The sequence below is a fragment of the Ruegeria sp. CDSC054 genome (genome assembly GCF_059610645.1).
The window spans coordinates 109392-131262 of record NZ_JBXWOA010000005.1 but is presented as its reverse complement, the minus strand read 5'-3'; the positions used below and the strand labels follow the sequence as shown (position 1 = coordinate 131262).

At 57.1% G+C, this 21871-nt stretch carries 25 protein-coding genes; 10 read left to right on the top strand and 15 right to left on the bottom strand.

Features of this window, described 5'->3' with window-relative positions; translation table 11 throughout:
• The first annotated feature begins 226 nt into the window (after positions 1–226).
• The 4 genes from AC2FGC_RS12300 to AC2FGC_RS12285 are packed head-to-tail and all read left to right on the top strand — an operon-like array spanning position 227 to position 2417.
• Positions 227–1090: an MBL fold metallo-hydrolase gene (locus AC2FGC_RS12300; RefSeq protein ID WP_496780228.1), complete on the top strand. Its 864-nt coding sequence runs from the start codon at positions 227–229 to the stop codon at positions 1088–1090.
• 32 nt (positions 1091–1122) lie between these two features.
• Positions 1123–1545 (top strand): YeeE/YedE family protein, encoded by a 423-nt coding sequence (locus AC2FGC_RS12295; protein ID WP_496768240.1) that lies wholly within the window; start codon positions 1123–1125, stop codon positions 1543–1545.
• Positions 1545–1976, top strand: coding sequence for a DUF6691 family protein (locus AC2FGC_RS12290; RefSeq protein WP_496707102.1), 432 nt, complete (start codon positions 1545–1547; stop codon positions 1974–1976). Before AC2FGC_RS12295 ends, AC2FGC_RS12290 begins: the two co-directional genes overlap by 1 nt.
• Before the next feature lie 9 nt (positions 1977–1985).
• The gene (locus tag AC2FGC_RS12285) at positions 1986–2417 is read left to right on the top strand and encodes a protein tyrosine phosphatase family protein (protein ID WP_496782465.1); all 432 of its coding nucleotides are present in this window, start codon (positions 1986–1988) and stop codon (positions 2415–2417) included.
• 18 nt (positions 2418–2435) lie between these two features.
• On the opposite strand, the gene AC2FGC_RS12280 is transcribed toward AC2FGC_RS12285, so the two are convergent.
• From AC2FGC_RS12280 to AC2FGC_RS12260, 5 genes are all read right to left on the bottom strand, one after another.
• The gene (locus AC2FGC_RS12280) at positions 2436–3542 is read right to left on the bottom strand and encodes a flagellar motor switch protein FliM (protein ID WP_496782463.1); all 1107 of its coding nucleotides are present in this window, start codon (positions 3540–3542) and stop codon (positions 2436–2438) included.
• A gap of 77 nt (positions 3543–3619) precedes the next feature.
• Positions 3620–6298 (bottom strand): ATP-binding protein, encoded by a 2679-nt coding sequence (locus tag AC2FGC_RS12275; protein WP_496782462.1) that lies wholly within the window; start codon positions 6296–6298, stop codon positions 3620–3622.
• The gene (locus AC2FGC_RS12270; RefSeq protein ID WP_496726063.1) at positions 6298–6600 is read right to left on the bottom strand and encodes a hypothetical protein; all 303 of its coding nucleotides are present in this window, start codon (positions 6598–6600) and stop codon (positions 6298–6300) included. The genes AC2FGC_RS12275 and AC2FGC_RS12270 overlap by 1 nt, the downstream gene beginning before the upstream one ends.
• Positions 6597–6977: a response regulator transcription factor gene (locus AC2FGC_RS12265; RefSeq protein WP_496726062.1), complete on the bottom strand. Its 381-nt coding sequence runs from the start codon at positions 6975–6977 to the stop codon at positions 6597–6599. The genes AC2FGC_RS12270 and AC2FGC_RS12265 overlap by 4 nt, the downstream gene beginning before the upstream one ends.
• Positions 6978–7053: 76 nt before the next feature.
• Positions 7054–8349, bottom strand: coding sequence for a helix-turn-helix domain-containing protein (locus tag AC2FGC_RS12260; RefSeq protein WP_496726061.1), 1296 nt, complete (start codon positions 8347–8349; stop codon positions 7054–7056).
• 195 nt (positions 8350–8544) lie between these two features.
• Between AC2FGC_RS12260 and AC2FGC_RS12255 the strand changes: the two genes are divergently transcribed.
• The 4 genes from AC2FGC_RS12255 (at position 8545) to aat (ending at position 11763) form a co-directional block, all read left to right on the top strand.
• Entirely contained in the window at positions 8545–9081 is a 537-nt protein-coding gene (locus AC2FGC_RS12255; protein ID WP_058272193.1) for a LuxR C-terminal-related transcriptional regulator, read from the top strand.
• Between the two features lie 150 nt (positions 9082–9231).
• A complete protein-coding gene (gene accB / locus AC2FGC_RS12250) occupies positions 9232–9723 on the top strand; it encodes an acetyl-CoA carboxylase biotin carboxyl carrier protein (protein ID WP_058272194.1) in 492 nt (163 codons plus the stop codon).
• Between the two features lie 9 nt (positions 9724–9732).
• Positions 9733–11082, top strand: a complete 1350-nt coding sequence (accC, locus tag AC2FGC_RS12245) for an acetyl-CoA carboxylase biotin carboxylase subunit (protein WP_496780235.1) — start codon at positions 9733–9735, stop codon at positions 11080–11082.
• A 48-nt stretch (positions 11083–11130) separates the two neighbouring features.
• Positions 11131–11763, top strand: a complete 633-nt coding sequence (aat, locus tag AC2FGC_RS12240; protein ID WP_496726058.1) for a leucyl/phenylalanyl-tRNA--protein transferase — start codon at positions 11131–11133, stop codon at positions 11761–11763.
• Here the strand turns inward: aat and AC2FGC_RS12235 are convergent.
• From AC2FGC_RS12235 to AC2FGC_RS12210, 6 genes are all read right to left on the bottom strand, one after another.
• Positions 11718–12086 (bottom strand): DUF2155 domain-containing protein, encoded by a 369-nt coding sequence (locus tag AC2FGC_RS12235; protein WP_058277011.1) that lies wholly within the window; start codon positions 12084–12086, stop codon positions 11718–11720. The genes aat and AC2FGC_RS12235 overlap by 46 nt on opposite strands.
• Positions 12083–12535 carry an outer membrane lipid asymmetry maintenance protein MlaD gene (mlaD, locus tag AC2FGC_RS12230; RefSeq protein ID WP_496726057.1) on the bottom strand — a complete coding sequence of 151 codons (453 nt, stop codon included), beginning with the start codon at positions 12533–12535 and terminating at the stop codon, positions 12083–12085. The genes AC2FGC_RS12235 and mlaD overlap by 4 nt, the downstream gene beginning before the upstream one ends.
• A gap of 13 nt (positions 12536–12548) precedes the next feature.
• Positions 12549–12932, bottom strand: coding sequence for an NADH:ubiquinone oxidoreductase subunit NDUFA12 (locus AC2FGC_RS12225; protein WP_058272199.1), 384 nt, complete (start codon positions 12930–12932; stop codon positions 12549–12551).
• A gap of 79 nt (positions 12933–13011) precedes the next feature.
• The gene (locus tag AC2FGC_RS12220; protein WP_496726056.1) at positions 13012–13386 is read right to left on the bottom strand and encodes a RidA family protein; all 375 of its coding nucleotides are present in this window, start codon (positions 13384–13386) and stop codon (positions 13012–13014) included.
• 63 nt (positions 13387–13449) lie between these two features.
• Positions 13450–14715 carry an ATP-dependent Clp protease ATP-binding subunit ClpX gene (gene clpX, locus AC2FGC_RS12215; protein WP_058272201.1) on the bottom strand — a complete coding sequence of 422 codons (1266 nt, stop codon included), beginning with the start codon at positions 14713–14715 and terminating at the stop codon, positions 13450–13452.
• Between the two features lie 134 nt (positions 14716–14849).
• Positions 14850–15482, bottom strand: coding sequence for an ATP-dependent Clp protease proteolytic subunit (locus AC2FGC_RS12210; protein WP_108861785.1), 633 nt, complete (start codon positions 15480–15482; stop codon positions 14850–14852).
• A 328-nt stretch (positions 15483–15810) separates the two neighbouring features.
• Here AC2FGC_RS12210 and AC2FGC_RS12205 point away from each other — a divergent pair, with 328 nt between their 5' ends.
• Together AC2FGC_RS12205 and AC2FGC_RS12200 are read left to right on the top strand one after the other, a co-directional pair.
• Positions 15811–16152 (top strand): ArsR/SmtB family transcription factor, encoded by a 342-nt coding sequence (locus AC2FGC_RS12205; RefSeq protein ID WP_108861784.1) that lies wholly within the window; start codon positions 15811–15813, stop codon positions 16150–16152.
• A gap of 214 nt (positions 16153–16366) precedes the next feature.
• Positions 16367–16504 carry an entericidin A/B family lipoprotein gene (locus tag AC2FGC_RS12200; protein WP_199913560.1) on the top strand — a complete coding sequence of 46 codons (138 nt, stop codon included), beginning with the start codon at positions 16367–16369 and terminating at the stop codon, positions 16502–16504.
• A gap of 1092 nt (positions 16505–17596) precedes the next feature.
• Here the strand turns inward: AC2FGC_RS12200 and AC2FGC_RS12195 are convergent.
• From AC2FGC_RS12195 to lepA, 4 genes are all read right to left on the bottom strand, one after another.
• Entirely contained in the window at positions 17597–18049 is a 453-nt protein-coding gene (locus AC2FGC_RS12195; RefSeq protein ID WP_261307800.1) for a hypothetical protein, read from the bottom strand.
• Positions 18050–18159: 110 nt separating this feature from the next.
• Positions 18160–18480, bottom strand: coding sequence for a hypothetical protein (locus AC2FGC_RS12190; RefSeq protein ID WP_496782458.1), 321 nt, complete (start codon positions 18478–18480; stop codon positions 18160–18162).
• A 552-nt stretch (positions 18481–19032) separates the two neighbouring features.
• Complete coding sequence (locus tag AC2FGC_RS12185) at positions 19033–20073, bottom strand: hypothetical protein (RefSeq protein WP_496782457.1); 1041 nt, start codon at positions 20071–20073, stop codon at positions 19033–19035.
• The gene (gene lepA / locus AC2FGC_RS12180) at positions 20066–21865 is read right to left on the bottom strand and encodes a translation elongation factor 4 (protein ID WP_496782455.1); all 1800 of its coding nucleotides are present in this window, start codon (positions 21863–21865) and stop codon (positions 20066–20068) included. Before lepA ends, AC2FGC_RS12185 begins: the two co-directional genes overlap by 8 nt.
• Positions 21866–21871: the final 6 nt, after the last annotated feature.

The window sequence follows — 21871 nt, the reverse complement described above, 5'->3', positions numbered from 1 at the left end:
TTCACTGTCGCCGATATAGGTAACGATTTTAAGACCTGGTTATCCTGGCGAACAAACGCGCGGAAAACTGCCTGTCGCCCACCCGGTATCGGCAACCTAAGGCAGAATGATTAAATTCCAATCGGAATTGGATTAACTTGCCTTGACACGCATCAAATCAAAGATTGCCGGTTGCATCATATTCTGAAAAACATATATGATGAGTTGCGCGCTGACGGAGAGCCAAATGACACCAATTGTGAAAGCGTTTTTCGACCCTGACACCAATACGGTCTCGTACCTCGTACAAGAACCCGAGGGGACGGCCTGCGCAATCATCGACAGCGTTCTGGACTTCGATCACGCCTCAGGCCGAACAAAGACCGACTCGGCGGATCAGATCGTCGCTTATGTTCGCGACAATGAGCTAAGGGTCGAGTGGATTCTGGAAAGCCATGTGCATGCCGACCACCTTTCAGCGGCACCCTATTTGCAGCAGGAACTGGGCGGAAAAATCGGCATCGGTGAACAGATCGTGACGATCCAGGAAACTTTCGGGAAAATCTTCAACGAAGGGACCGAGTTTCAGCGCGACGGCAGTCAGTTTGATGCTTTGTTCCGCGATGGCGACAGCTTCCATGTTGGGCAGATGCGTGGCGATGTTTTCCACACGCCCGGCCATACGCCCGCCTGCATGACATATGTGATCGGAGACGCGGCTTTTGTCGGTGACACGCTGTTCATGCCGGATTTCGGCACCGCGCGGTGCGATTTTCCCGGCGGGTCTTCGGAAATGCTGTTCGAGTCGATCCAGAAGATCCTGGCACTACCGGATGAGACACGAATCTTTGTCGGCCATGACTACAAAGCTCCGGGGCGTGATGAATTTGCCTGGGAGACAACAGTCGGAGAGCAAAAAGCCCTGAACGTCCATATCGGCCAAGGCAAATCAATCGAGGAATTTGTCGAGATGCGCGATGCCCGCGACGCAACCCTGCCCATGCCTCGCCTGATCCTGCCGTCTTTGCAGGTTAACATGCGGGCCGGGCAGATGCCGCCTGCGGATGAACAGGGCGACGTGTTCCTGAAGGTGCCGATCAACAAGTTGTGACGCAGACCCATCGGGCGAACTGAGGATAGCGAATGTACATTGAATGGATTTGGGGGCTTGCCGGTGGCTTGCTGATCGGGCTGGGCGCTGCAGTCTACCTTCTGGGCAATGGGCGCATCATGGGCGCCAGTGGGATTCTTGGCGGGCTGGTTGATGGCAGTGACCGCACGTTAGAACGCCTAAGCTTCATCGCAGGCGTCATCGCGACGCCGCTTATTTTGAGCCCCCTGCTCTCTTCTACGCCCATGACCCATCTGACCGACAATTTCACAGTGATCGTCATCGCCGGCCTTTTGGTTGGCGCAGGAACGCGCATTGCCAATGGATGCACCTCGGGGCACGGGGTATGCGGTATCTCTCGATTCTCTGTCAGGGGCATCATCGCGACGTTGATCTATATCGGCGCAGGTGGGGCAACAATTGCCCTGATGCGCCATGTATGGGGGCTGATTTGATGCGGGTTCTCATATCGATGCTGGCCGGATCTCTGTTTGGTGCCGGCCTTTTGATTTCGGGCATGACCGATACCACCAAGGTTCAGGGGTGGCTGGATGTGTTTGGAAACTGGGATCCCACTCTGGCATTTGTGATGGGCGGCGCGATCCTGCCGATGCTCATCGCCTGGAGAATGACTGCCCACCGCAGACCGCTGACCGGTGGTCAGTTTCCTAAGATGAGCCCGCCCGAGCTGGACCGCCGCTTGATTATCGGTTCCGTGATGTTTGGCATGGGCTGGGGCTTGTCCGGGCTGTGTCCCGGACCCGCTATCGCGTCCATCACCTATGGCGGCCTTGGCGGCCTCGTGTTTCTGGCTGCGATGATCACGGGAATGTTTGCGGCGCCCGGGCTTGGTGCACAACTGGACAGATCCGCAAACGCGGCCTAAGCAATTGCCATGGAGATTCGACCAATAACCCCCCGCTATGCCGTCTCGCCCCAAATCACGGTCGAGGACGTCCCAGCCATCGCCGCAGCAGGTTTCGTTAAGGTCATCTGCAACCGTCCCAATACGGAAGTTCCACCAACCATGCAGTCGAATGCAATCGGACAGGCTGTCCGGGCGGCCGGGATGGAATATGAGGTTCTGGAACTGACCCACCAGACCATGACGCCTGGCAATGTCGCCCTGCAACGAGAATTGGCCGAAAGCTGCTCTGGCCCCGTTTTAGCCTATTGCGCGTCGGGCACCCGCTGTTCGGTGGTTTGGGCTTTGGGCCAGTGCGACCACATGAGCGCGGATGAGATCCTCGAGGCCACAACCAAGGCGGGTTATATGCTGGACAACCTGCGCCCCGCGCTGGAGCATATGCGCGGTTCTGACGGCTAAGGACCTTTGGCACTCAGGTTAGGTTGGGTCGGGAACGTCGTCCAATCCCGTCAGACCTGCCAGTTGCGAAATTTCAGCCGCCATCTGATCCGGGCTGCCAAAGCCCAGATCGCCCTCCAATTCGTTCAATACCACTGAATCTATTGGCACGACTTCATGTGACGGGTTGGGTGGCATCGGATCTTTCAGAGCGTCCGGCACAGGCGCGTTGCTTCGCGCTTCCAGAAACTCAGGCATTTCAGCTTGCTCCAACGCTGCAGCCGAAGCACATTCGTTCAACCGTACTGCGCGCATCCCTCCGCATTGTCCCAAACGCCCAATTGCAGCCCGCGTTCGACCAATTGTCAGGATTTCCGCACGATCCAGCCGTGATCCGGTCAACGGTAGAACGTCCCCAACTGACAGCCTGGACAGGGTTGCCAATGGAACTGACATCCTGCCGATCACCGTATTCAATTCGGCCCGGACAACCCCCGACGCTTGCTCAAGCTTCGGGCCGGCAGCAACTTGGATTTCATCATCGGCCCTCTGCTCTGCCGGTGTATCGGGCAACACGACTGTGATCTGCCCCTGTCGCAGCCCACCGCCAAGTTCTACCGTCAGTTCAAACACGCGATATGCGTCTTCGACCATAGCCAGCGACAAAGAACACAGATCTGCCAGCCGTGCCCGGAATTCATAACCGGCAAGACTGGATTGATCGGCGGCTGTATCGACCAGCGCGACGGCCCTGGTCAAAGCGTCTTCGACCAGCGGGGCCACCATTGCTGCATCCGTATCTGTGTACTCCCGTGCTGTTGGCGGGCTCGGCACAACTTCACCAATTGTCTGAACCTGCACGACCGCTGACACGACCCCCATATCCACGCAGATCGCAGCGGACATCCCATCCGCGTTGCCAAGGCGTAACAGCATCCAGTTCGCATCAACCACCTCAGCCAGCGTGTCCTGAGCTTTGAGAGACTGCCTTGCACCGATCACCGATAACGGCAGCTGGAACTGATCCCCTGCCGTTCGCGCAAAGGCCAGTCGAAGGGCACGAAGAACGGAACGCGGCTTTTCACCTTGTTCCTCTTGTCCTGCCGAAAGTTTGCGCGCCAAAGCTGTGCTGACAGACTGCGTCATGCCCGATACCGATTTGAGTTTCTAAACCTGGTATCCGGTCTAACCCGAGGCGGGTTACCAATGTCTTTATGTTCGCATTATTGCGCAGCTTGCCGGTGCGCCAACGGAAGGCGGACGCGAAAGGCCGCGCCGCCCTGCCCGGGAAGATAACTGATCTCGCCGCCCAGACGCTGCATGATCTCGCGGCAGATCGCCAGCCCCAGACCAGCGCCACCCGCCTTGTCCCCACCGACTCGGGCAAACTTTTCGAACACCATCGATTGCGCTTCGGGTGGGATGCCACTGCCGTTATCGGTGAAATCAATGACGAGCTGCCCCCCGACATCATGGGCCGAAATGGTCAGAACGGGTTCATCCGCGTCGCAATATTTCTGCGCGTTCGAAATCAGATTGATAAAGACCTGCCCCAACCGATCAAGATCAGTGTTCAGCGGAATACGCTCGGACGGTCGCGAGCGGCGAATCCTGAGTTTTGGATGTGACCCCGCCAATGCGCTTGAGACCGCCCGATCCAGGATCGAACCAAGGGTATCCCCACCCATATTCAGGCTCACACGACCACTTTCCAGAACGCTCAGGTCCAGCAAATCGTCCAGCAGGCGAGTCAGCCGTAGCGCCTCATCATGGATAATCGCGGCATAGCGCGTTTGCTCTTCGGCGCTCAGACCGTCCGTATCGCGCATGATCTCGGAAAAGGCTCGGATTGAGGTCATCGGCGTCCGAAGTTCATGGCTGACCTGACTGAGGAACCCGTCTTTTTGTTCCGAGATCTGTGTCAGCTTGGTATTCGCCTCCCGCAATTGGCGCGCGGTACGGCTGAGCTCGGCGGATTTGGCCTCAAGCTGGCTGGAATACTCCAACAGTTCCGCCGACTCGTCAGCCACCGCAAGCAAGTCCTCAACCGAAACGGACGATCCACCGACAATTTGCCCGATCATCGCATGGGCCGTGGCCGCGCCGACCGAGCCGCTGAGTTCACGTTCCAGTCTTTCCAAAAATCCCGGCGTGGGCTCCGGCAGGCTTGTCCGTCCACCCTGTGCTTCGGCCTCGTGCTGAAAGAACTCCTGCGCCGGGCCAGAGCCCAGAATGCGCTGTGTCATGATCATCAGGTCTTCGCTTTGCGCCACCGACCCGGTCCAGCCAGCAGGTGAGACCGAGTGGTCAAAAACATTGACGAACTGCGCGCCCTGCAGACGCTCCAACGGGCTTGGGAAACTCAGCAAGGACGCAGCGCAGAACGCAGCCGTGTTCAACGCCAATGACCACATGACCGAGTGGACCATGGGGTCCATTCCTTCGATCCCGAACAGGGCCCTCGGCCGCAACCAGCCCCACCCGAAGGGGCCGTTTTGCAGTACCGAGTCGGGCATTATCGCGCCCCCCATCCCCGGCAGTAACAAGGTGTAGATCCACAGCACGAATCCAACCGTCAGCCCAACGAGCGCTCCGGTGCGCGTGGCCCCGCGCCAGAACAACCCACCAACCAGCGCTGGCAGGATCTGGGAAATGCCCGCAAAGGCCACCAGCCCGATCGACGCCAGCGCCGCCCCACCGCCCGACAAGCGGTAATAATAGTAACCTAGCGCCATGATGACCGCGATGGACACGCGCCGCGCCATCAGCACCACGTTGCGCACGTCCCCCGAGACTGAACCCGCGCCCCCTTGCGTGCTTAGCCAGATCGGCATGACCAGATGGTTCGACACCATGGTCGACAGCGCCATTGCCGTCACGATGACCATGGACGTGGCCGAGGAAAACCCGCCGATAAACGACAGCATCGCCAGCCAGTCGTTCCCCTGCGACAAGGGCACCGTCAGCACAAACAGGTCAGGGTTCGAGCCTTCGGGCATCAAATCCAGCCCCACGACGGCGATGGGCACCACAAACAGGCTCATCAACAGCAGATATAACGGGAAAGCCCAGGCAGCGGTTCTGAGGTGCCCCTCATCCGCGTTCTCTACCACCATCACCTGAAACATCCGCGGTAAACAGATGAATGCGGCGGCCGAGAGGAAAATGAAGGTCGTCCAACGTCCGGCATCCACGTTCCATTGCCCGATTTCCGAGGCATCGATGCGATCCATCATCGGGCCAATCCCACCCGCAACGCCCCAAACCACGAAGACACCAACCGCAAGCAAGGCAAACAGTTTGACGACCGATTCCAACGCAATGGCGGTGACCACGCCGTGGTGACGCTCATTCGCATCCAGGTTTCGAGTACCAAACAGGATTGCAAACACCGCCAGGCCCGCAGCTACCCAAAACACACTGGAACCTTCTCGGTAGAGGCCCGAGGGATCGGCCTCGGCAAAGATGGAAAAAGATAGGGTAATGGATTGCAGCTGCAACGCGATGTAAGGCGTTCCACCCAAAACGGCCAGAATGGTCACGCAAATGGCCAGCGTGTTGGATTTTCCGTATCGCGACGAAATCAGGTCCGCGATGGAGGTTACCCGCTGGGTGCGGCCTACCCGCACGAGCTTGCGCAACCCCCACCACCAGCTGAGCATCACCAGCGTCGGCCCAAGGTAAATCGTGACGAACTCTAACCCGGACCGCGCAGCGTTTCCGACCGCGCCATAAAAGGTCCACGCCGTGCAATAGATCGACAGTGACAATGTATAGATCAGCGGAGACCGCAACCACGCCCCTCGGCCGGCGGCCGCCATCCGGTCAGCGACAAAAGCCACCCCGAACAACAGCACGACATAGCCGAGGCAAACCAGGATCAGAACGTTTAGTGTGGCCATCAATCCGACTCTGCCTCGGCATCGTCACTTACAATCATTCGTCTGGCTGCAAATCCAAAGATCAGACTGATTAGGAGCAGCAATGCCCAGCACGTGAAGATATACAGAATTGCTGAAGACAGCGGCACACCGTCTTCAGATGAGCCTTGGCTTGGCCACAGCAGGGGAATGGCAACAAGAGCGGCCCCCAGAATAGGCAGTAAGCGCGCGGCATCCATCAACCTGCGGCGGCGATAGCTCTGACGCTCGAGAAATAGCGAAGGCCGGACCCCTTTGGGCGTACGATCTTCGCCCGAGTTCATGACCGTGTTGCCTGCGCGTGCAGGTCTCGCACCGCTGTCAGCACTTCGGCGTTGGAAAACGGCTTGGTCATAAAGCGGCTGACCCCGGCATTTTCGGCCATTTCCCGGTCGCGCGATTGCCCGCGCGCGGTCAGCATCAAAACGGGCAAATGCTGCATGCCCTCAAGCTGGCGCAGGTTGCGCAAAATCTCCATCCCGCTTTTGCCGGGCAGCATAACGTCCAGTATGACCAGATCAGGATTTGCGCCCTGGATGACTTCTATCGCATCCGCCCCTTCTGCGTGCGTTTCAACATGCCATCCCTCGCGGGTCAGCAAAAATCGAATGGCCTCAGCGATGTTAGGCTCATCCTCAATTAACAGAACCTTACGGCTCATATGTTTCATCCCTCCCCGTGACAGATTCCGTCTGTGAACCTGTCGGCATCAGCTTAAGCCCTCTGTCAGGAAACTGTCAAAAACCTTCGCTTAAAATCGACGGCTCGCGGCGCGATGCACAGGCGTCATTCGGGCAAACCCGGCAGCTTGGGCCGACCCGGGTCACGGATTGCGCGCTCGGAGCCCCCTCTTCCACCGCTCGGACAAGCATGACTGAATGATAGGCGGGCGCATCGTCATATCCTGAAACCGCCTGCGGCCACGCGTAGGCATAGCAGTCGAACTCGGCCGCCGTTCGCCCCAATTGCACAACGCGTTTGCGGATCGGAACCAATGGTCTGTTCAGAGCCTGAAAGATGGGCCAGAACGGGCAGGCTTCGCCAAAGCGGGGCATGGCGAAGCCAGGCACGGATTTGCTGAACAGGATACTGCCCGACGCGTCACAGACCACCAGCCCGGTGGGCCGCCCCAGATATCCTTCGGGCAATGTCGCCAGCCGCCGCAGGACTGTCGGGATATCTACTGAAAACCGTGCGGCCAGAGCCAGCGGGTCCGGTTCAGCCTCGGTCAGAGCCTGCTGCACGTCGTCCAGGGGCATGGCTCTGACATCTGCGGCGTAGGTATCCAGATATCCCTTGGTCACAGTTCGCGCTGCTGCCGATTCAATCGCGCTCAGGTCAATGTCCGCACCGCTTCCACCTGCTTCGATTTGCGGGAAATGGTGGCTGTTGGCCTGAAAAAACGCTTCAGCATCCTCCGAGGGCACACCACGACGGTCGTCGGCCGCGTCAGAATCATCCAGATACGCCACCAGAGACTTGGAACTGTCGGCCAGCCGTTCGGCGTCCTGGTGCAGGTTACGGTGGAACCGATCACGCCACTCGGGCTCGATTTCCTGCGTGTCGGCCAGAATCGCGGCCGTTGATCGGATCGCGGCGGCCGTGGACAGCACCTCGTGCATCGACGCGGCAAGATGTGGGTCATGTGTCAGCCGATCGGACAGGGTTTCGACCGTGCGCTCAAGCGAGACGACCCGGCGATGCATCTGCGCCAGAACTCCGGCCCATCCGGGAAACCGGCCTGCGAACTCTTCCAGCGCATCCACTTCGGCCTGCTGTCCAACCGCATCTGCACCAGCCTCGCGCAGCGCCGAAATCAGCGTAGCCTCAATCCCTTGGGTGAGCAGCGAAGGCTCAACAGACAGCGCATTGGCGATATCCACCAGCAGCTTGCCCCCGATCCGACGGCGATTGTGTTCGATCAGATTCAAGTAAGACGCCGAGATCCCAACCTGCCGCGCAAGCTCGGCCTGCCGCAAACCTGAGATTTGGCGTCGCTCGCGAATGCGGCTACCTGTCAGCGTGTCGCGCATGTTCCATCACCCAGTTTGCTCCAGCCTTTTCAAAACTCCCATTAAATTTCTACAGCTTAAAGGCCAATTTTCATAGTCCGTTTACAGCATTCACAGCTGTGATTACGGATGGCCCTTACCTTCCACCCCGGCAATCGGTGCCAAATCTGCATCCACCCTCTTCTAATTTTCCCGAATTCCTTGCACGATAGCCGGATGAGCGATCCAGCTTTCGAATATGCCCCCATCGGATTGGTCGAGTTGGAAAACCGCATCATCCGACGCTGCAATCTGCAATTCGCCCGCACCTTTGGCGGCGAGGAGGCAGAGTATCGCAATATGCCTCTGCTGCACCTCTACCCGTCGGTCGCGGATTGGGAGAGGATCGGACAGCGAGGCCTTAAAGCGATGCAGGACACAGGATATTACACAGACGAACGGGTCATGCGCCGACGCGACGGGGACTTGTTCTGGTGCCGTGCACGCGGACGATCCCTGACGCCGGACGACCCGTTTCGCCATGGCATCTGGAGCTTTTCCGACATCTCAGAAGACCGCCCGCTGGTCGAATTGACAACCCGCGAACGCGAAGTTGCGATCATGTCCTGCCGCGGTCTGTCCGCCAAGGAAATCGGCGTCGAGCTGGGGCTGAGTTATCGCACGATCGAGGCTTACCGGGCCCGTTTGCTAGAGAAGTTCGGCGCACGCAAACTACCGGAACTTGTGGCAAAACTCTCAGGCATGCCCCTTTAATCCGTTTCCCCCTCGAAATATTGGGCAAAACCCCCATCTGACATGCCGAGACTGCGCTTTTCATGACCGTGCGCATAGCTTATAACGCTGCGTAATCAGACCAAAGCCCGCGAGAACAGACGGGCCAAAGGGGAACCGTCGAGGACACTCATGACAGATACCAAACACGAAGCGGATGTGGCATTCATCAAGGCACTGGCCGAACTGCTGCGCGAAAATGACCTGACCGAACTGGAAGTCATGCGCGAATATGGTGACGACGACAGTTTGAATGTCCGCGTCAGCCGCATGTCGCAGGTCGCGCCCGCCCCTGTTCAGATGGCCGTACCGGCAGCGGCACCAGCACCCGTAGCAGCGGCCGCTGCACCTGTCGAAGCTCCGGCGGCACAGGAAGATCCGGCCAGCCACCCGGGCGCTGTCACCTCGCCCATGGTAGGAACCGTTTATATGCAGCCCGAACCGGGCGCACCGTCCTTCATCAGCGTCGGCGCATCGGTGTCCGAAGGCGACACTCTGCTGATTGTCGAAGCGATGAAAACCATGAACCACATTCACGCGCCCAAATCCGGAACCATCAAACGCATTCTGGTCGGTGACGGTGATGCGGTGGAATTCGGCACCCCTCTGGTCATCGTTGAGTAAGGCGGTCCCATGTTCGACAAGATCCTGATTGCCAACCGAGGCGAGATCGCCCTGCGGGTCATCCGCGCTGCCCGCGAGATGGGGATTAAGACGGTCGCCGTCCATTCCACCGCCGATAGCGACGCGATGCATGTGCGCATGGCGGACGAATCGGTCTGCATCGGCCCTCCGCCCAGCCCGCAAAGCTACTTGTCGGTGCCCGCGATCATCTCGGCTTGTGAAATCACTGGGGCACAAGCGATCCACCCCGGCTATGGCTTCCTGTCCGAGAATGCCGAATTCGTGCAGATCGTCGAAGATCACGGCATCACCTTTATCGGCCCCACCGCCGAGCACATCCGTGTCATGGGCGACAAGATCACCGCCAAGGACACGATGAAAGCACTGGGTGTGCCTTGCGTTCCAGGTTCCGACGGCGGCGTGCCCGATCTGGAGGCGGCCAAGAAAATCGGCGAGGAATTTGGTTATCCCGTCATCATCAAAGCCACCGCTGGCGGCGGCGGTCGCGGCATGAAAGTCGCGATGAGCGCGGATGAGATGGAAAGCGCATTTATGACCGCGCGCGCCGAGGGCAAAGCCGCCTTTGGCAATGACGAGGTCTATATCGAGAAATACCTGACCACTCCCCGCCATATTGAGATCCAGGTCTTTGGCGACGGCAAGGGCAAGGCTGTACATCTGGGCGAACGCGACTGCTCACTACAGCGCCGCCACCAGAAGGTGTTTGAAGAGGCACCCGGCCCCAGCATCACCCCGGAAGAGCGCGCCAAGATCGGTAAAATCTGCGCGGACGCCGTGGCCAAGATCAACTATATCGGCGCCGGAACCATCGAGTTCTTGTATGAGAACGGCGAGTTCTACTTCATCGAGATGAACACCCGCCTGCAGGTGGAACACCCGGTGACCGAAGGCATCTTTGGCGTCGATCTGGTGCGCGAACAAATTCTCGTCGCAGCTGGAGAAGCGATGTCGTTTGGTCAGGATGATCTTGTGATCAACGGCCACGCCATCGAGGTCCGGATCAATGCAGAAAAGCTGCCGAACTTCTCACCCTGCCCGGGCAGAATATCGGCCTTTCATGCCCCCGGCGGTCTGGGTGTGCGGATGGATTCGGCGCTGTATGATGGGTATTCGATTCCACCCTATTACGACTCGCTGATTGCCAAGCTGATCGTACATGGCCGCGACCGGGCCGAGGCGCTGGCACGACTAGATCGCGCATTGGGCGAACTGATCGTGGACGGTATCGATACAACCGTGCCGCTGTTCCATGCATTGCTGCAAGAGCCGGAAATCCACAACGGTGATTACAACATTCATTGGCTGGAACACTGGCTTGCGGCGAATATGGCCCAATAAAACCAAGGGACCAGAGGGCACTTGCGCTCTGGTCCCCGGGTATCGCGCATGAGCCTGACCCCTGAACTTTTGCTACACGGCTATTCCATTGGAATTTTCCCGATGGCCGAACACCGCGATGACCCGGAACTGTTTTGGGTCGATCCCAAATTTCGTGGCGTTTTTCCGTTAGATGGCTTTCATATCTCGCGCAGCCTCGCACGCCGCATTCGAAAGTCCGGCTTTTCCATCAGCATCAACCGCGATTTTGCCGGAGTGGTCGATGGCTGCGCTGATCGGGCAGACACCTGGATCAATGCAGAATTGCGCCACCTTTATCAGCAACTCCACCTCGCGGGCCGGGCCCATTCGCTGGAGGTCTGGGATGAGGACGCACTGGTCGGCGGCGTTTATGGCGTTACGCTGGGTGCGGCGTTTTTCGGCGAAAGCATGTTTTCCCGTCGAAAGGATGCCTCGAAAATAGCGCTGGCCTATCTTGTGGACCGCTTGCGCCAAACCGGATTTCGGCTGTTTGATACGCAATTTCTGACCGCTCATCTGGCGTCTCTGGGGGCGATCGAAATTCCGCGCACGCAATATCGGAACGCGCTTGAAGAGGCGATCAATGCCAGTGCGGATTTCGAGGCAGCAGTGCCTCAGTCACCCGACGCAGTGATACAGCGCATCACCCAGACGTCATAACGCGCATGGTCCAGCGCGTTCAGCGCGGGAGACGTGGCAATCATCCAGCCGTCAAACAGTTGATCTGTCCTGCCTTTTTCCCAGATCGTCAGGTAGGCAAACGCATCACCGGTCGGGTTGTCCGCTGGATAGCGGCAATCGCCCAAGGCCACATCCAACCCAAAAACCGGCAGTGTCTGACCATTCCGCATTTCAACATCGACGGTCTGACCGCTGACCTTGTCCAGACCACGCAGCATTGCGCCAGGACCGGATTGGGCTTTTTGCTGGGCCGTGGCCCCCGTCGCGGCCAGCAACGCTGCAATCAGGGCAAATCGCTTCATTCGCTTCCGTCCCCGGCCACAAACTTGACCAGCAGGGAAATCAGACTGACGGCACCTTGCGTATCTTCGACTTGATCGCCCGCTTCAAGGTAGAACGGCGAACCACCCGGCATGACCTCGACAAAGTTGCCGCCCAGCAGCCCTTCGGATGAGATGACAATCGCGCTGTCGTCCGGCACCAGAATCCCGTCAGAGATCGAGAAGGTGGTATCGGCGCGATAGGTTTCGGGATTAAGGTCCACACCGGTTACAGTGCCGATCTTGACACCCGCAAGGCGTACGTCGGTGCCGACGCCTACCCCTTCTAAGGAACGAAAAGAGGCGCCTAGTTCATAGCCGCCACTGCTTTGCGACAGACCGGTGGACTGACTGGCATATACGCCAAAGGCGACGGCACAGGCCAAAACGGCCCCACCGACCAGAACTTCGGTTGCGTTATAACTCGACATTGCTCGCCTCGTGTTATTCCGGGCTCCAGGCTTCGTAGTCCTTACGCTCGACCGGGTCCGGGCGGCGCAAAGAACCTGCCGGCGCATAAGCCAAAGCAGAGCCTGTCAGGTTTTCCTGATGCGGTTTTTCCCAGGATTTGTGTTTCAGCGGTTTGTCCGTCGGCGGCTCATCCCAGGTGCGGTGCAGCCAGCCATGCCAATCGGGGTCAACTCGGCTTGCCTCGGCCTCACCATTGAAAATAACCCAGCGTCTGCTGTCGTCTGCATTGTGATAGAACACGTTGCCTTCGTCGTCTTCACCGACCTTGATACCCTTACGCGATGTGTAAATCTGCGTGTTCAATGTGGATCCGTTCCACCAGGTCACGGCCCGCAAAAGACTGTTTAGGATTCCCATCAGCTGCCTCCGGCATTTCTGTACCCGCAGATATGGACCAAAGGCGGGCTAAGGTCCAGTGTCACAAAAACCGCACCCTCTATTGCGGCAGAGCCGCGGTCACTTCGATTTCGATGCGGTCCTCGGGTGTTATGAGATTGCATTCGATCACCGTCGCTGCCGGTGGGTTGTCACCAAAAGATTCTACCAACAACGGCCAGCAAAGTTCGAACTCATTCATGTCCGGCAAATAGTAATTGACCCGAACTACGTCCGCAAAACCGACTCCAGCCTCGGCCAGCGCTTTTCCAATCGCCTCCAAGGACGACTTGCACTGCCCTACAATGTCCTCCGGCACGTTGTCACCTTGGGCGCAAGTCCCGGCGACAAAGACGAAACCATTTGCAACCACAGCACGACAATAGCCGATTTTGGCCTCGAATTCTCCGCCAGATGAAATGCGCCTGATTTTCATGCTTCCCTCCAAAAGAAAACGGCGCGGTCAATCCCGCGCCGTCTTGGTAATTCTTGTTGTGCCTTACCCTGCCGAAGCTGATTCCGCGGCATCCGCATAGATGATCAGTGGTTGCTTGTCAGACGACACCGCTTCTTCGTTCACCACCACTTCGGTTACGTTCTTCATGCCCGGAAGTTCGAACATGGTGTCCAGAAGGATATCCTCGAGGATCGAGCGCAGCCCGCGCGCGCCGGTTTTGCGTTCGATGGCCTTCTTGGCGATCGACTTCAGCGCATCATCAGTAAATGCCAGCTCGGCGTCTTCTAATTCGAACAGGCGCTGGTACTGCTTGACCAGAGCGTTCTTGGGTTTGGTCAGGATTGTGACCAGTGCATCTTCGTCCAGATCCTCCAGCGTTGCCAGAACCGGCAGACGACCAACGAATTCCGGAATCAGGCCGAACCGCAGCAGATCCTCGGGCTCGAGATCCTTGAAAATCTCACCCACGCCACGTTCATCATTGTCCCGCACGTCGGCACCAAAGCCCATGGCCGAGCCTTTGCCGCGTTGCGCGATGATCTTATCCAGACCTGCAAAAGCACCACCGCAGATGAAAAGGATGTTCGTGGTATCCACTTGCAAGAATTCCTGCTGCGGATGCTTGCGCCCGCCCTGCGGCGGTACACTGGCCACGGTGCCTTCCATCAGCTTCAGCAGCGCCTGCTGTACACCCTCGCCCGACACGTCACGCGTAATGGACGGGTTTTCGGATTTGCGGGTGATCTTGTCGACCTCGTCGATATAGACGATGCCGCGCTGCGCGCGTTCGACATTGTATTCGCTGGACTGCAGCAGCTTGAGGATGATGTTTTCAACATCCTCACCCACATACCCGGCTTCGGTCAGTGTGGTTGCGTCTGCCATGGTGAACGGCACATCCAGAATACGCGCCAGCGTCTGCGCCAGCAGCGTCTTACCGCAGCCGGTCGGACCGATCAGCAGAATGTTGGACTTGGCCAGCTCAATATCGCTGCCTGCCTTTTGGGCATGGTTCAGACGTTTGTAGTGGTTGTGCACCGCAACCGACAGAACCCGTTTGGCGGTGGCCTGACCGATTACGTAATCGTCCAGCACTTCACAAATGTCTTTGGGTGTTGGAACGCCATCGCTGGATTTCAGGCCGCTGGCCTTCGTCTCTTCGCGGATGATGTCCATACACAGCTCGACGCATTCATCGCAGATGAAAACGGTCGGGCCGGCAATCAGCTTGCGCACCTCATGCTGGCTCTTGCCGCAGAAGCTGCAGTAGAGCGTGTTTTTGCCGTCACCGCCTGAATTCGTCGCCATGTTCTACCTTTCGGGCTTCGTCCCTGCGGTCTGTGTGGAACCGCGCATGCCACATGTTGGTGCAGCTTAGGCCACCACCGGGGCGGCTACAATCTCAAAAATGGTCCCCACGCCCAAGACGTGGGGAGATATTCTTAGGCCTCGTCACCATCCATTTTGGCGCGATTTTCGACGATTTCGTCGATGTGACCCCAGTCCTTCGCCTCTTCCGGGCTCATGAAATTGTCACGATCCAGCGCTTTTTCAACCGCCTTTTTGGTCTGGCCGGTATGACGCACGTATATGTCATAAAGGCGATCCTTCAGTTTTTGCGTCTCGGCCGCGTGAATCATGATGTCGCTGGCCTGACCCTGATAGCCGCCGCTGGGCTGGTGCACCATGATCCGGCTGTTGGGCAGCGAGAAACGCATTCCCTTCTCGCCCCCGGCCAACAAAACCGACCCCATCGAGGCCGCCTGACCGATCACCAATGTGGAACATTTCGGCTTGATATACTGCATTGTATCGTAAATCGACAAACCGCTGGTGACGACGCCACCGGGCGAGTTGATATAGATCGAGATTTCTTTGTTCGGATTTTCCGCCTCAAGATGCAGCAATTGCGCGACGATCAGGTGGCTCATCCCGTCGTGGATCGGACCGTTGATGAAAATGATCCGCTCTTTCAGAAGGCGCGAGAAAATATCATACGCGCGTTCACCCCGGCTGGTCTGCTCGACGACCATGGGAACGAGCGTATTCATATAGGTGTCAACGGGATCGAACATGAGAACCTGCCTGTTTTGCTATGGATCGGGACATTACCCGAAGAAACGTTACCCGAGTCTTAGTGTCGCCACGGGGGGGCTGCAAGGGGGGCACAACAGATCGCGCTCCAACCGCCCACAATAGGGGGATAGTCTGATGTCGAACGCACAGAAACAACAGCGGTCAAGGCCTGGTTTGACGCGCTTGTTTGTAAGTTCCCCTTTTCGCATCACGTCATTTTGATCCATGCATATGGAAATTCATGCGCAGAACGTGTAGCAATGCGAACCGCTTTAGCGAAACACTCACAAAAGTTCCCCGACACCAGGGCTCAAAAGGAAAACACCAATGGCATTGCCTCAGATTTCACAGAATATGACGTCTGACGATTTCGATCGGATGGCGGGAAATGCGACCCGCGCATCGAATTTCCTCAAGGCGATCAGTCACGAAGGCCGATTGATGATCTTGTGCCATCTGGTCTCTGGCGAAAAATCCGTGACCGAGCTTGAGGACCTACTTTCCGCGCGGCAGGCGGCTGTCTCGCAGCAGCTGTCCCGCCTTCGTCTGGAAGGCCTTGTGATTCCGCGACGCGAAGGCAAGGCTATTTACTACCGACTTGCTGACGACAGACCGCGCCGTATGCTTGAAGTGGTGTACGAGTTGTTCTGCGGCGACCAAAAGGACTGATTTCGTTTATCTTTCCACCGCACCAGACGCGTTGTTCCAGTCTTTCCGACCCGAACATTCTAACGTTGGTGCGGCCACACCCTGCCTTCGCAATCCATGCGGTCTATTTGGTCTGCAGCTTCGTGTTTCTATGCCCCGTGTCAGCGCGGTAAAATACTGGTTCCAGCAAATAAAAACTGCTAGGCCATGCTTAGAACATCAAATGGAGGTACTGATGATCCGAGCAATTCTGGTAGGGTTGGCACTGTTTTCTCTCGCCGCGTGCGAGACTGCCAAAGGTGCTGGCAAAGATATCGAAAAAGCAGGTGATGCCATTCAAGGCGCGGCAACTGACGTTCAGCAAAATATCTGACGCGGTTCAGGATATTGTGAAAGCACAACTTCTACATACAAGATATGGTTGAAGATTGCAGCCAACCAAGTTACACTCCTTGGCACAGGTGCATAGACGCGGCATTGCATATCTGACACTTCGGGGTTCTTGTGCATCCACAAGAACCCCGTTCCCGTTTTGCAGGGGCAGAGTGGCAGCCTGGAAAAACCAGAGAAAAAGAAAAGGCGTCAGGTGCGCAGACGCGGTCCATGCATGTACCCTTGCGGATACTCCTGACGCCTTGCCGGGTCGATGCATCCGAGGGACGCCACGATCCAGTTGCCCAGACCCTGTTACAGGCCACGGCCGCTGCTCGGCATCCTAAGATGCTTTGCAGCACGCATCGACCTTCTGAGAGTCTGATCATCTGACCCGGGTCTGACACCCAATTCAACTGACCATCCACCGGTAAGCCTCTGCATATAAAAGCTAATCCTAAGACTTGCCCTTATTGCCTCGACCCCCTTTGGTCTTTGCGTCCCACCCTGGTTCCTAAGAACCGTTGCGGTAATAGAACTGTTACATCCGGGTCATGTTCCGACAAGAAAATAGCACTGCAGCATGAGAATTAGACGGGGATAAAGTGTTGATATCCGCCGGGAGAAAATTGTGGATAACTCCGGAAATCGAAACGCCGTGCGGTCTTGGCAATGGAAAACGCTGAATTCGACGAAATGACTCGATTTTCCTGACTTTCTGCACCCGCAAAGGCCATTTCGTTGCCGATTGCGGGTATTCACAGCCGCAGAGCATCGAATCAGACGGATCCGCGCTTACCATTGCCTGGCCAGAGATGTTCAGAGAAACTGGGGCCGGACGGCTCTCAGACCACAAGCTAAGCCGCGCTGAAGGTTCGCGAGACCCTAAACCACATATGCCGGGGAACGCCGCAATCCGGCACCGTGTGTTCAGGACCCTGTCGCTTGCAACCAAGATGCCGCCCGACCCGTCCCCCCTGAGGAGACGCTGTATCCGTATTTGAGAAACGTTCCGACCCAACCGAGTTTACCTAATACGCGCGGCACCTCAGTGCTCCCTGTACCCCCTAAAGCCGATCGGGCCGGAGACGCTTCAGTTCACCTGACGTTCGAGTACAACGCTGTACGTTGTCCCGCGACGCAGGCTACGGAAATCCGCGTAAATCTTGCCGTCCTGATAACGCGCATCCACCAGCGCGTTCACACCCACCTGCGGATCGGCCGAGCTTTCGACGATGCCGATGGTGCCTGACCCATCCAGACTGATGGTGCCGGTGGCGTCAAACACGCGCCAATCTGTTCCAGCATCTGGTCGCCACATGCTGGGCCCCCAGAACAAGTTGTCCTGCTGCTGCTGGATATCCAGCAGCCACTCTCCCTGATGAAAGCGCGGCGCATCGCCGGTGGTCACCCGAGACGGCGAAACCTTGGTATAGGTGCCTGTCCAGGCACCGCGCAGATCAGGTGTGGTCTCGGCCATCGAGGCCGTGGCAAGGGTAAGGCTCGTGGCCAGAGCGGCTGCTCCGGCAGTCATATATCTGGTCATGGGCTCTCCTCCAAAGTTCAGGGCCGTTGCTGGCCTGTTGAACAGATTGGAAGGGAATGCGCGGGTTGCAACTTACCTGAGGGAAACTTCACAATCCGGTAATGTTTGCCTTATGCCCAGGCCAGCGCGGTGCCAAGGATCACCAGACCGATGCCTGCCGCCTCGCGATATGAAAAGTTTTCGCCGAACAGAAAGAATGAGGCGATGGCGATCAGAACAACCTCGGCCCCCAGAATGCCGGTATAGATGATGCCCAGCCGTTCTTCGCGCAGCGCGGCAAGTTCCAGCGTGGCCCCGGCCAGCAAGGTCGCGACGATCAGCAGGCCAAGACCCACTCCGGGGAGTTTCCACCAGAACTTCATCGAGATCATGGCAACGGAATAGAGACCCGCCGACCCGAGGGCGATGAGAGGGATGAGCGATGTGGACATGTGGGCCTCCTGCCGAGGTTGCCGTCGCGTCAACATTAGCAGGTGGGCGAAGTTGAAGCTGTGAGGTTGGTCACAGGTGTTAGATGGACGACTGATAAACCACTGATACGATGCTACTTAAACGTTCGAATTAGATAAAAGACTATGTGAAACATGCTGTAGAATCCCCAGCCACCAACAATGAGAAACAGTACCCAACCGGGGTTAAATTCCTGCTGATCAAAGGCGCGGAAAGTGTGGTCCGCAATGCTTTGCAAAACAAAGTAGGAAAGAAATGTCAGGCCAATCGTCGCGACGGGCCAACGCTCCAAGATAGTTCGATAGTTCATTGTCATAGCGACAACCTAATGAGGTGATTTGTCAGCGGCTAGTCACAGATATCTAAGTCCTAAGGGCCGCGACTGACCCGAGGGGTGGCGCAAGCGCGCAGCCCGTTTTGCCGGAGGCAAACCTTCGGTTTAACAGGGGCGGGTCGGCGCGACCCGGCGGTGCCGCCGGGCAGGAGGATTGATATGTGGTTTGAGGACCAAGTACAGCTTAAACAACTAGTCCTTAGCTAGAATGTGGAAATGCGTTCCCGCGTCCAAGTGTGGCTTCTATTCTTGCTTTGATCAATTCTCTGTTGCTTTCGTGATCTTTCTTCCATCGAATTTGGTTGTATTGCCTGACATCGAAATGAACGACGTTTTCTGTGTCAGCAACTTCTTGTTGCACACACCAGATTATTGGACGCTCCAATCCCACAGCGAAACCAGCTTCAAAATAGACGCCGCCTCTTGGTGCTCCGACCGTATCTGAGTTCGACCAGTCTAACGGCTTAGCAAGACCACAAGTCACATCAACTAGTACGGCTTTTGACTTGCGTATTTCAGCCAGAATCATCTCATCGATCCGCTCATTATGATGAGTTTGATCAATCCTGACACAATTATAGCCAGCACCTTCGATCGCGGGTTTCACCGCATTCTCATAGAATGAATTTACCTCAGCGCTTCCGAACCACATCGCAACGAAAATTGAGTCCCCGGAATTACTACTTATTCCCAAGCCTTCGATGAATTCATAGCCTTCGAGGGTCAGGTAGCATTCATCTTTTTCGATGCGAGCTAAGCCACGCCTTGCGGCATAATCAAGGTATTCCAAAACAAAGGGTTCAAACCTCTCATCGGGCCGAATTTCCTGCCAAGCTAAAGCAACAATGTAGTCCCAATTTGGATCGTAGTGGTTAATGCCGTGAGTGAATATAGACTCGCCTAAGATCGGAGCCCGATGTGCTGCTGCTTTTAAAAATAGATTCAGGTTCTCTCGGTGAGTCCGTGCCTTAAGGACGCTAGAACCCTCCTGAAGATCATCAGAAGTGATAGGAAAAACACCACCATTGATGTTTGCTTCCAAGATTGCCTGAGACAACGCGGCTCTTTCTTGATCCTTATCGTTACCCCAGCTTCGTATCATCGCAAGAGCGGTGCCAGTTATCTTGTAATGGCCCCCGGCTCGGAAAGACACAAGTTCACTATAGTCGCCGTGGCTTATGCGAGGCTCCGCTTTTGTTCCCCAAATAGGGCAACGAAATTCAGGCATCGCGTCACCCATCCATCTTCAACGCCGAAATAAACGCCTCCTGCGGGATATCGACCTTCCCGAACTGGCGCATCTTCTTCTTACCCGCCTTCTGCTTGTCCAGCAGTTTGCGTTTCCGCGTGGCGTCGCCTCCGTAACACTTCGCAGTCACGTCCTTGCGCAGCGCCGAGAGGGTCTCGCGGGCGATGACCTTGCCTCCGATGGCGGCCTGAATCGGGATTTTGAACATGTGGCGCGGGATCAGGTCCTTGAGCTTTTCGCACATCGCCCGGCCCCGCATCTCGGCCCGGTCGCGGTGAACCATGGTCGACAGCGCATCGACCGGTTCGTCATTCACCAGCACCGACATCTTGACCAGATTATCCTCGGTATAGCCGGTCATCTGATAGTCGAACGAGGCATAGCCCTTGGTCACCGATTTCAGGCGGTCGTAAAAGTCGAAGACAACCTCGTTCAGCGGCAGATCATAGACGACCATCGCGCGGCTGCCCGCATAGGTCAGGTCCAGCTGAATGCCGCGACGGTCCTGACAGAGTTTCAGCACGTCACCGAGGAATTCGTCCGGCACAAGGATGGTCGCCTTGATGCGCGGCTCCTCGATATGATCGACCTTGGAGGGATCGGGCATGTCGGCGGGGTTGTGCAGCTCGATCATCTCGCCGTCTTTCATGTAGACGTGATAGATCACCGACGGCGCGGTGGTGATGAGCTCGATATCATATTCGCGTTCGATGCGGTCTCGGATGACCTCAAGGTGCAGCAGGCCGAGGAAGCCACAGCGGAAGCCAAAGCCAAGTGCTGCCGAGGTTTCCATTTCAAAGCTGAAGCTGGCGTCGTTGAGGGCCAGCTTGTCGATCGCATCACGCAGGTCCTCGAATTCGGAACTGTCCACGGGGAAGAGGCCACAGAAGACCACCGGCTGCGCGGGTTTGAAGCCTGTCAGAGCCTCTTCGGTCCCGTTGCGGTCATTGGTGATGGTGTCGCCAACGCGAGTGTCGCGGACCTGTTTGATTGATGCGGTGAGAAAGCCGATCTCACCGGGGCCGAGGCTGTCGACCATCTCCATCTCAGGGCGGAACACGCCAACGCGGTCCACATGGTGCAGGGTGTTGTTCGACATGAACTTGACCCGCATGCCCTTTTTCAGCGTGCCGTCCATAATGCGGACCAGAACGATGACGCCGAGATAGGCGTCGTACCAACTGTCGACCAGCATCGCTTTGAGCGGCGCGTCGAGATTGCCCTGCGGCGCAGGCAAGTGGGTGACGATAGATTCCAGCGTTTCGTGGATGCCCTGCCCGGTTTTGGCGCTGACCTGAATGGCCTCAGACGCGTCGATGCCGATCACATCCTCGATCTGTTCGGCCACGCGGTCACAGTCGGACGCCGGCAGGTCGATCTTGTTTAGTACCGGCACGATCTCATGATCCGCATCAATGGCCTGATAGACGTTCGCCAGAGTCTGCGCCTCGACACCTTGGGTCGAGTCCACAACCAGCAGTGAGCCTTCGACCGCGCGCATGGAGCGCGAGACCTCATAGGCAAAGTCCACGTGGCCGGGTGTGTCGATCAGGTTTAGCACGTATTGCTCGCCATTGTCGGCGGTATAGTCGATGCGGACCGTGTTGGCCTTGATTGTGATGCCGCGCTCGCGCTCGATATCCATGCTGTCGAGCAGCTGTTCCTTCATGTCGCGATCCTTGACCGTTCCGGTCTCTTGGATGAGCCGGTCAGCAAGGGTGGATTTGCCATGGTCGATATGCGCGACGATGGAGAAATTGCGGATATGAGCGAGGTCTGTCATGGGTTG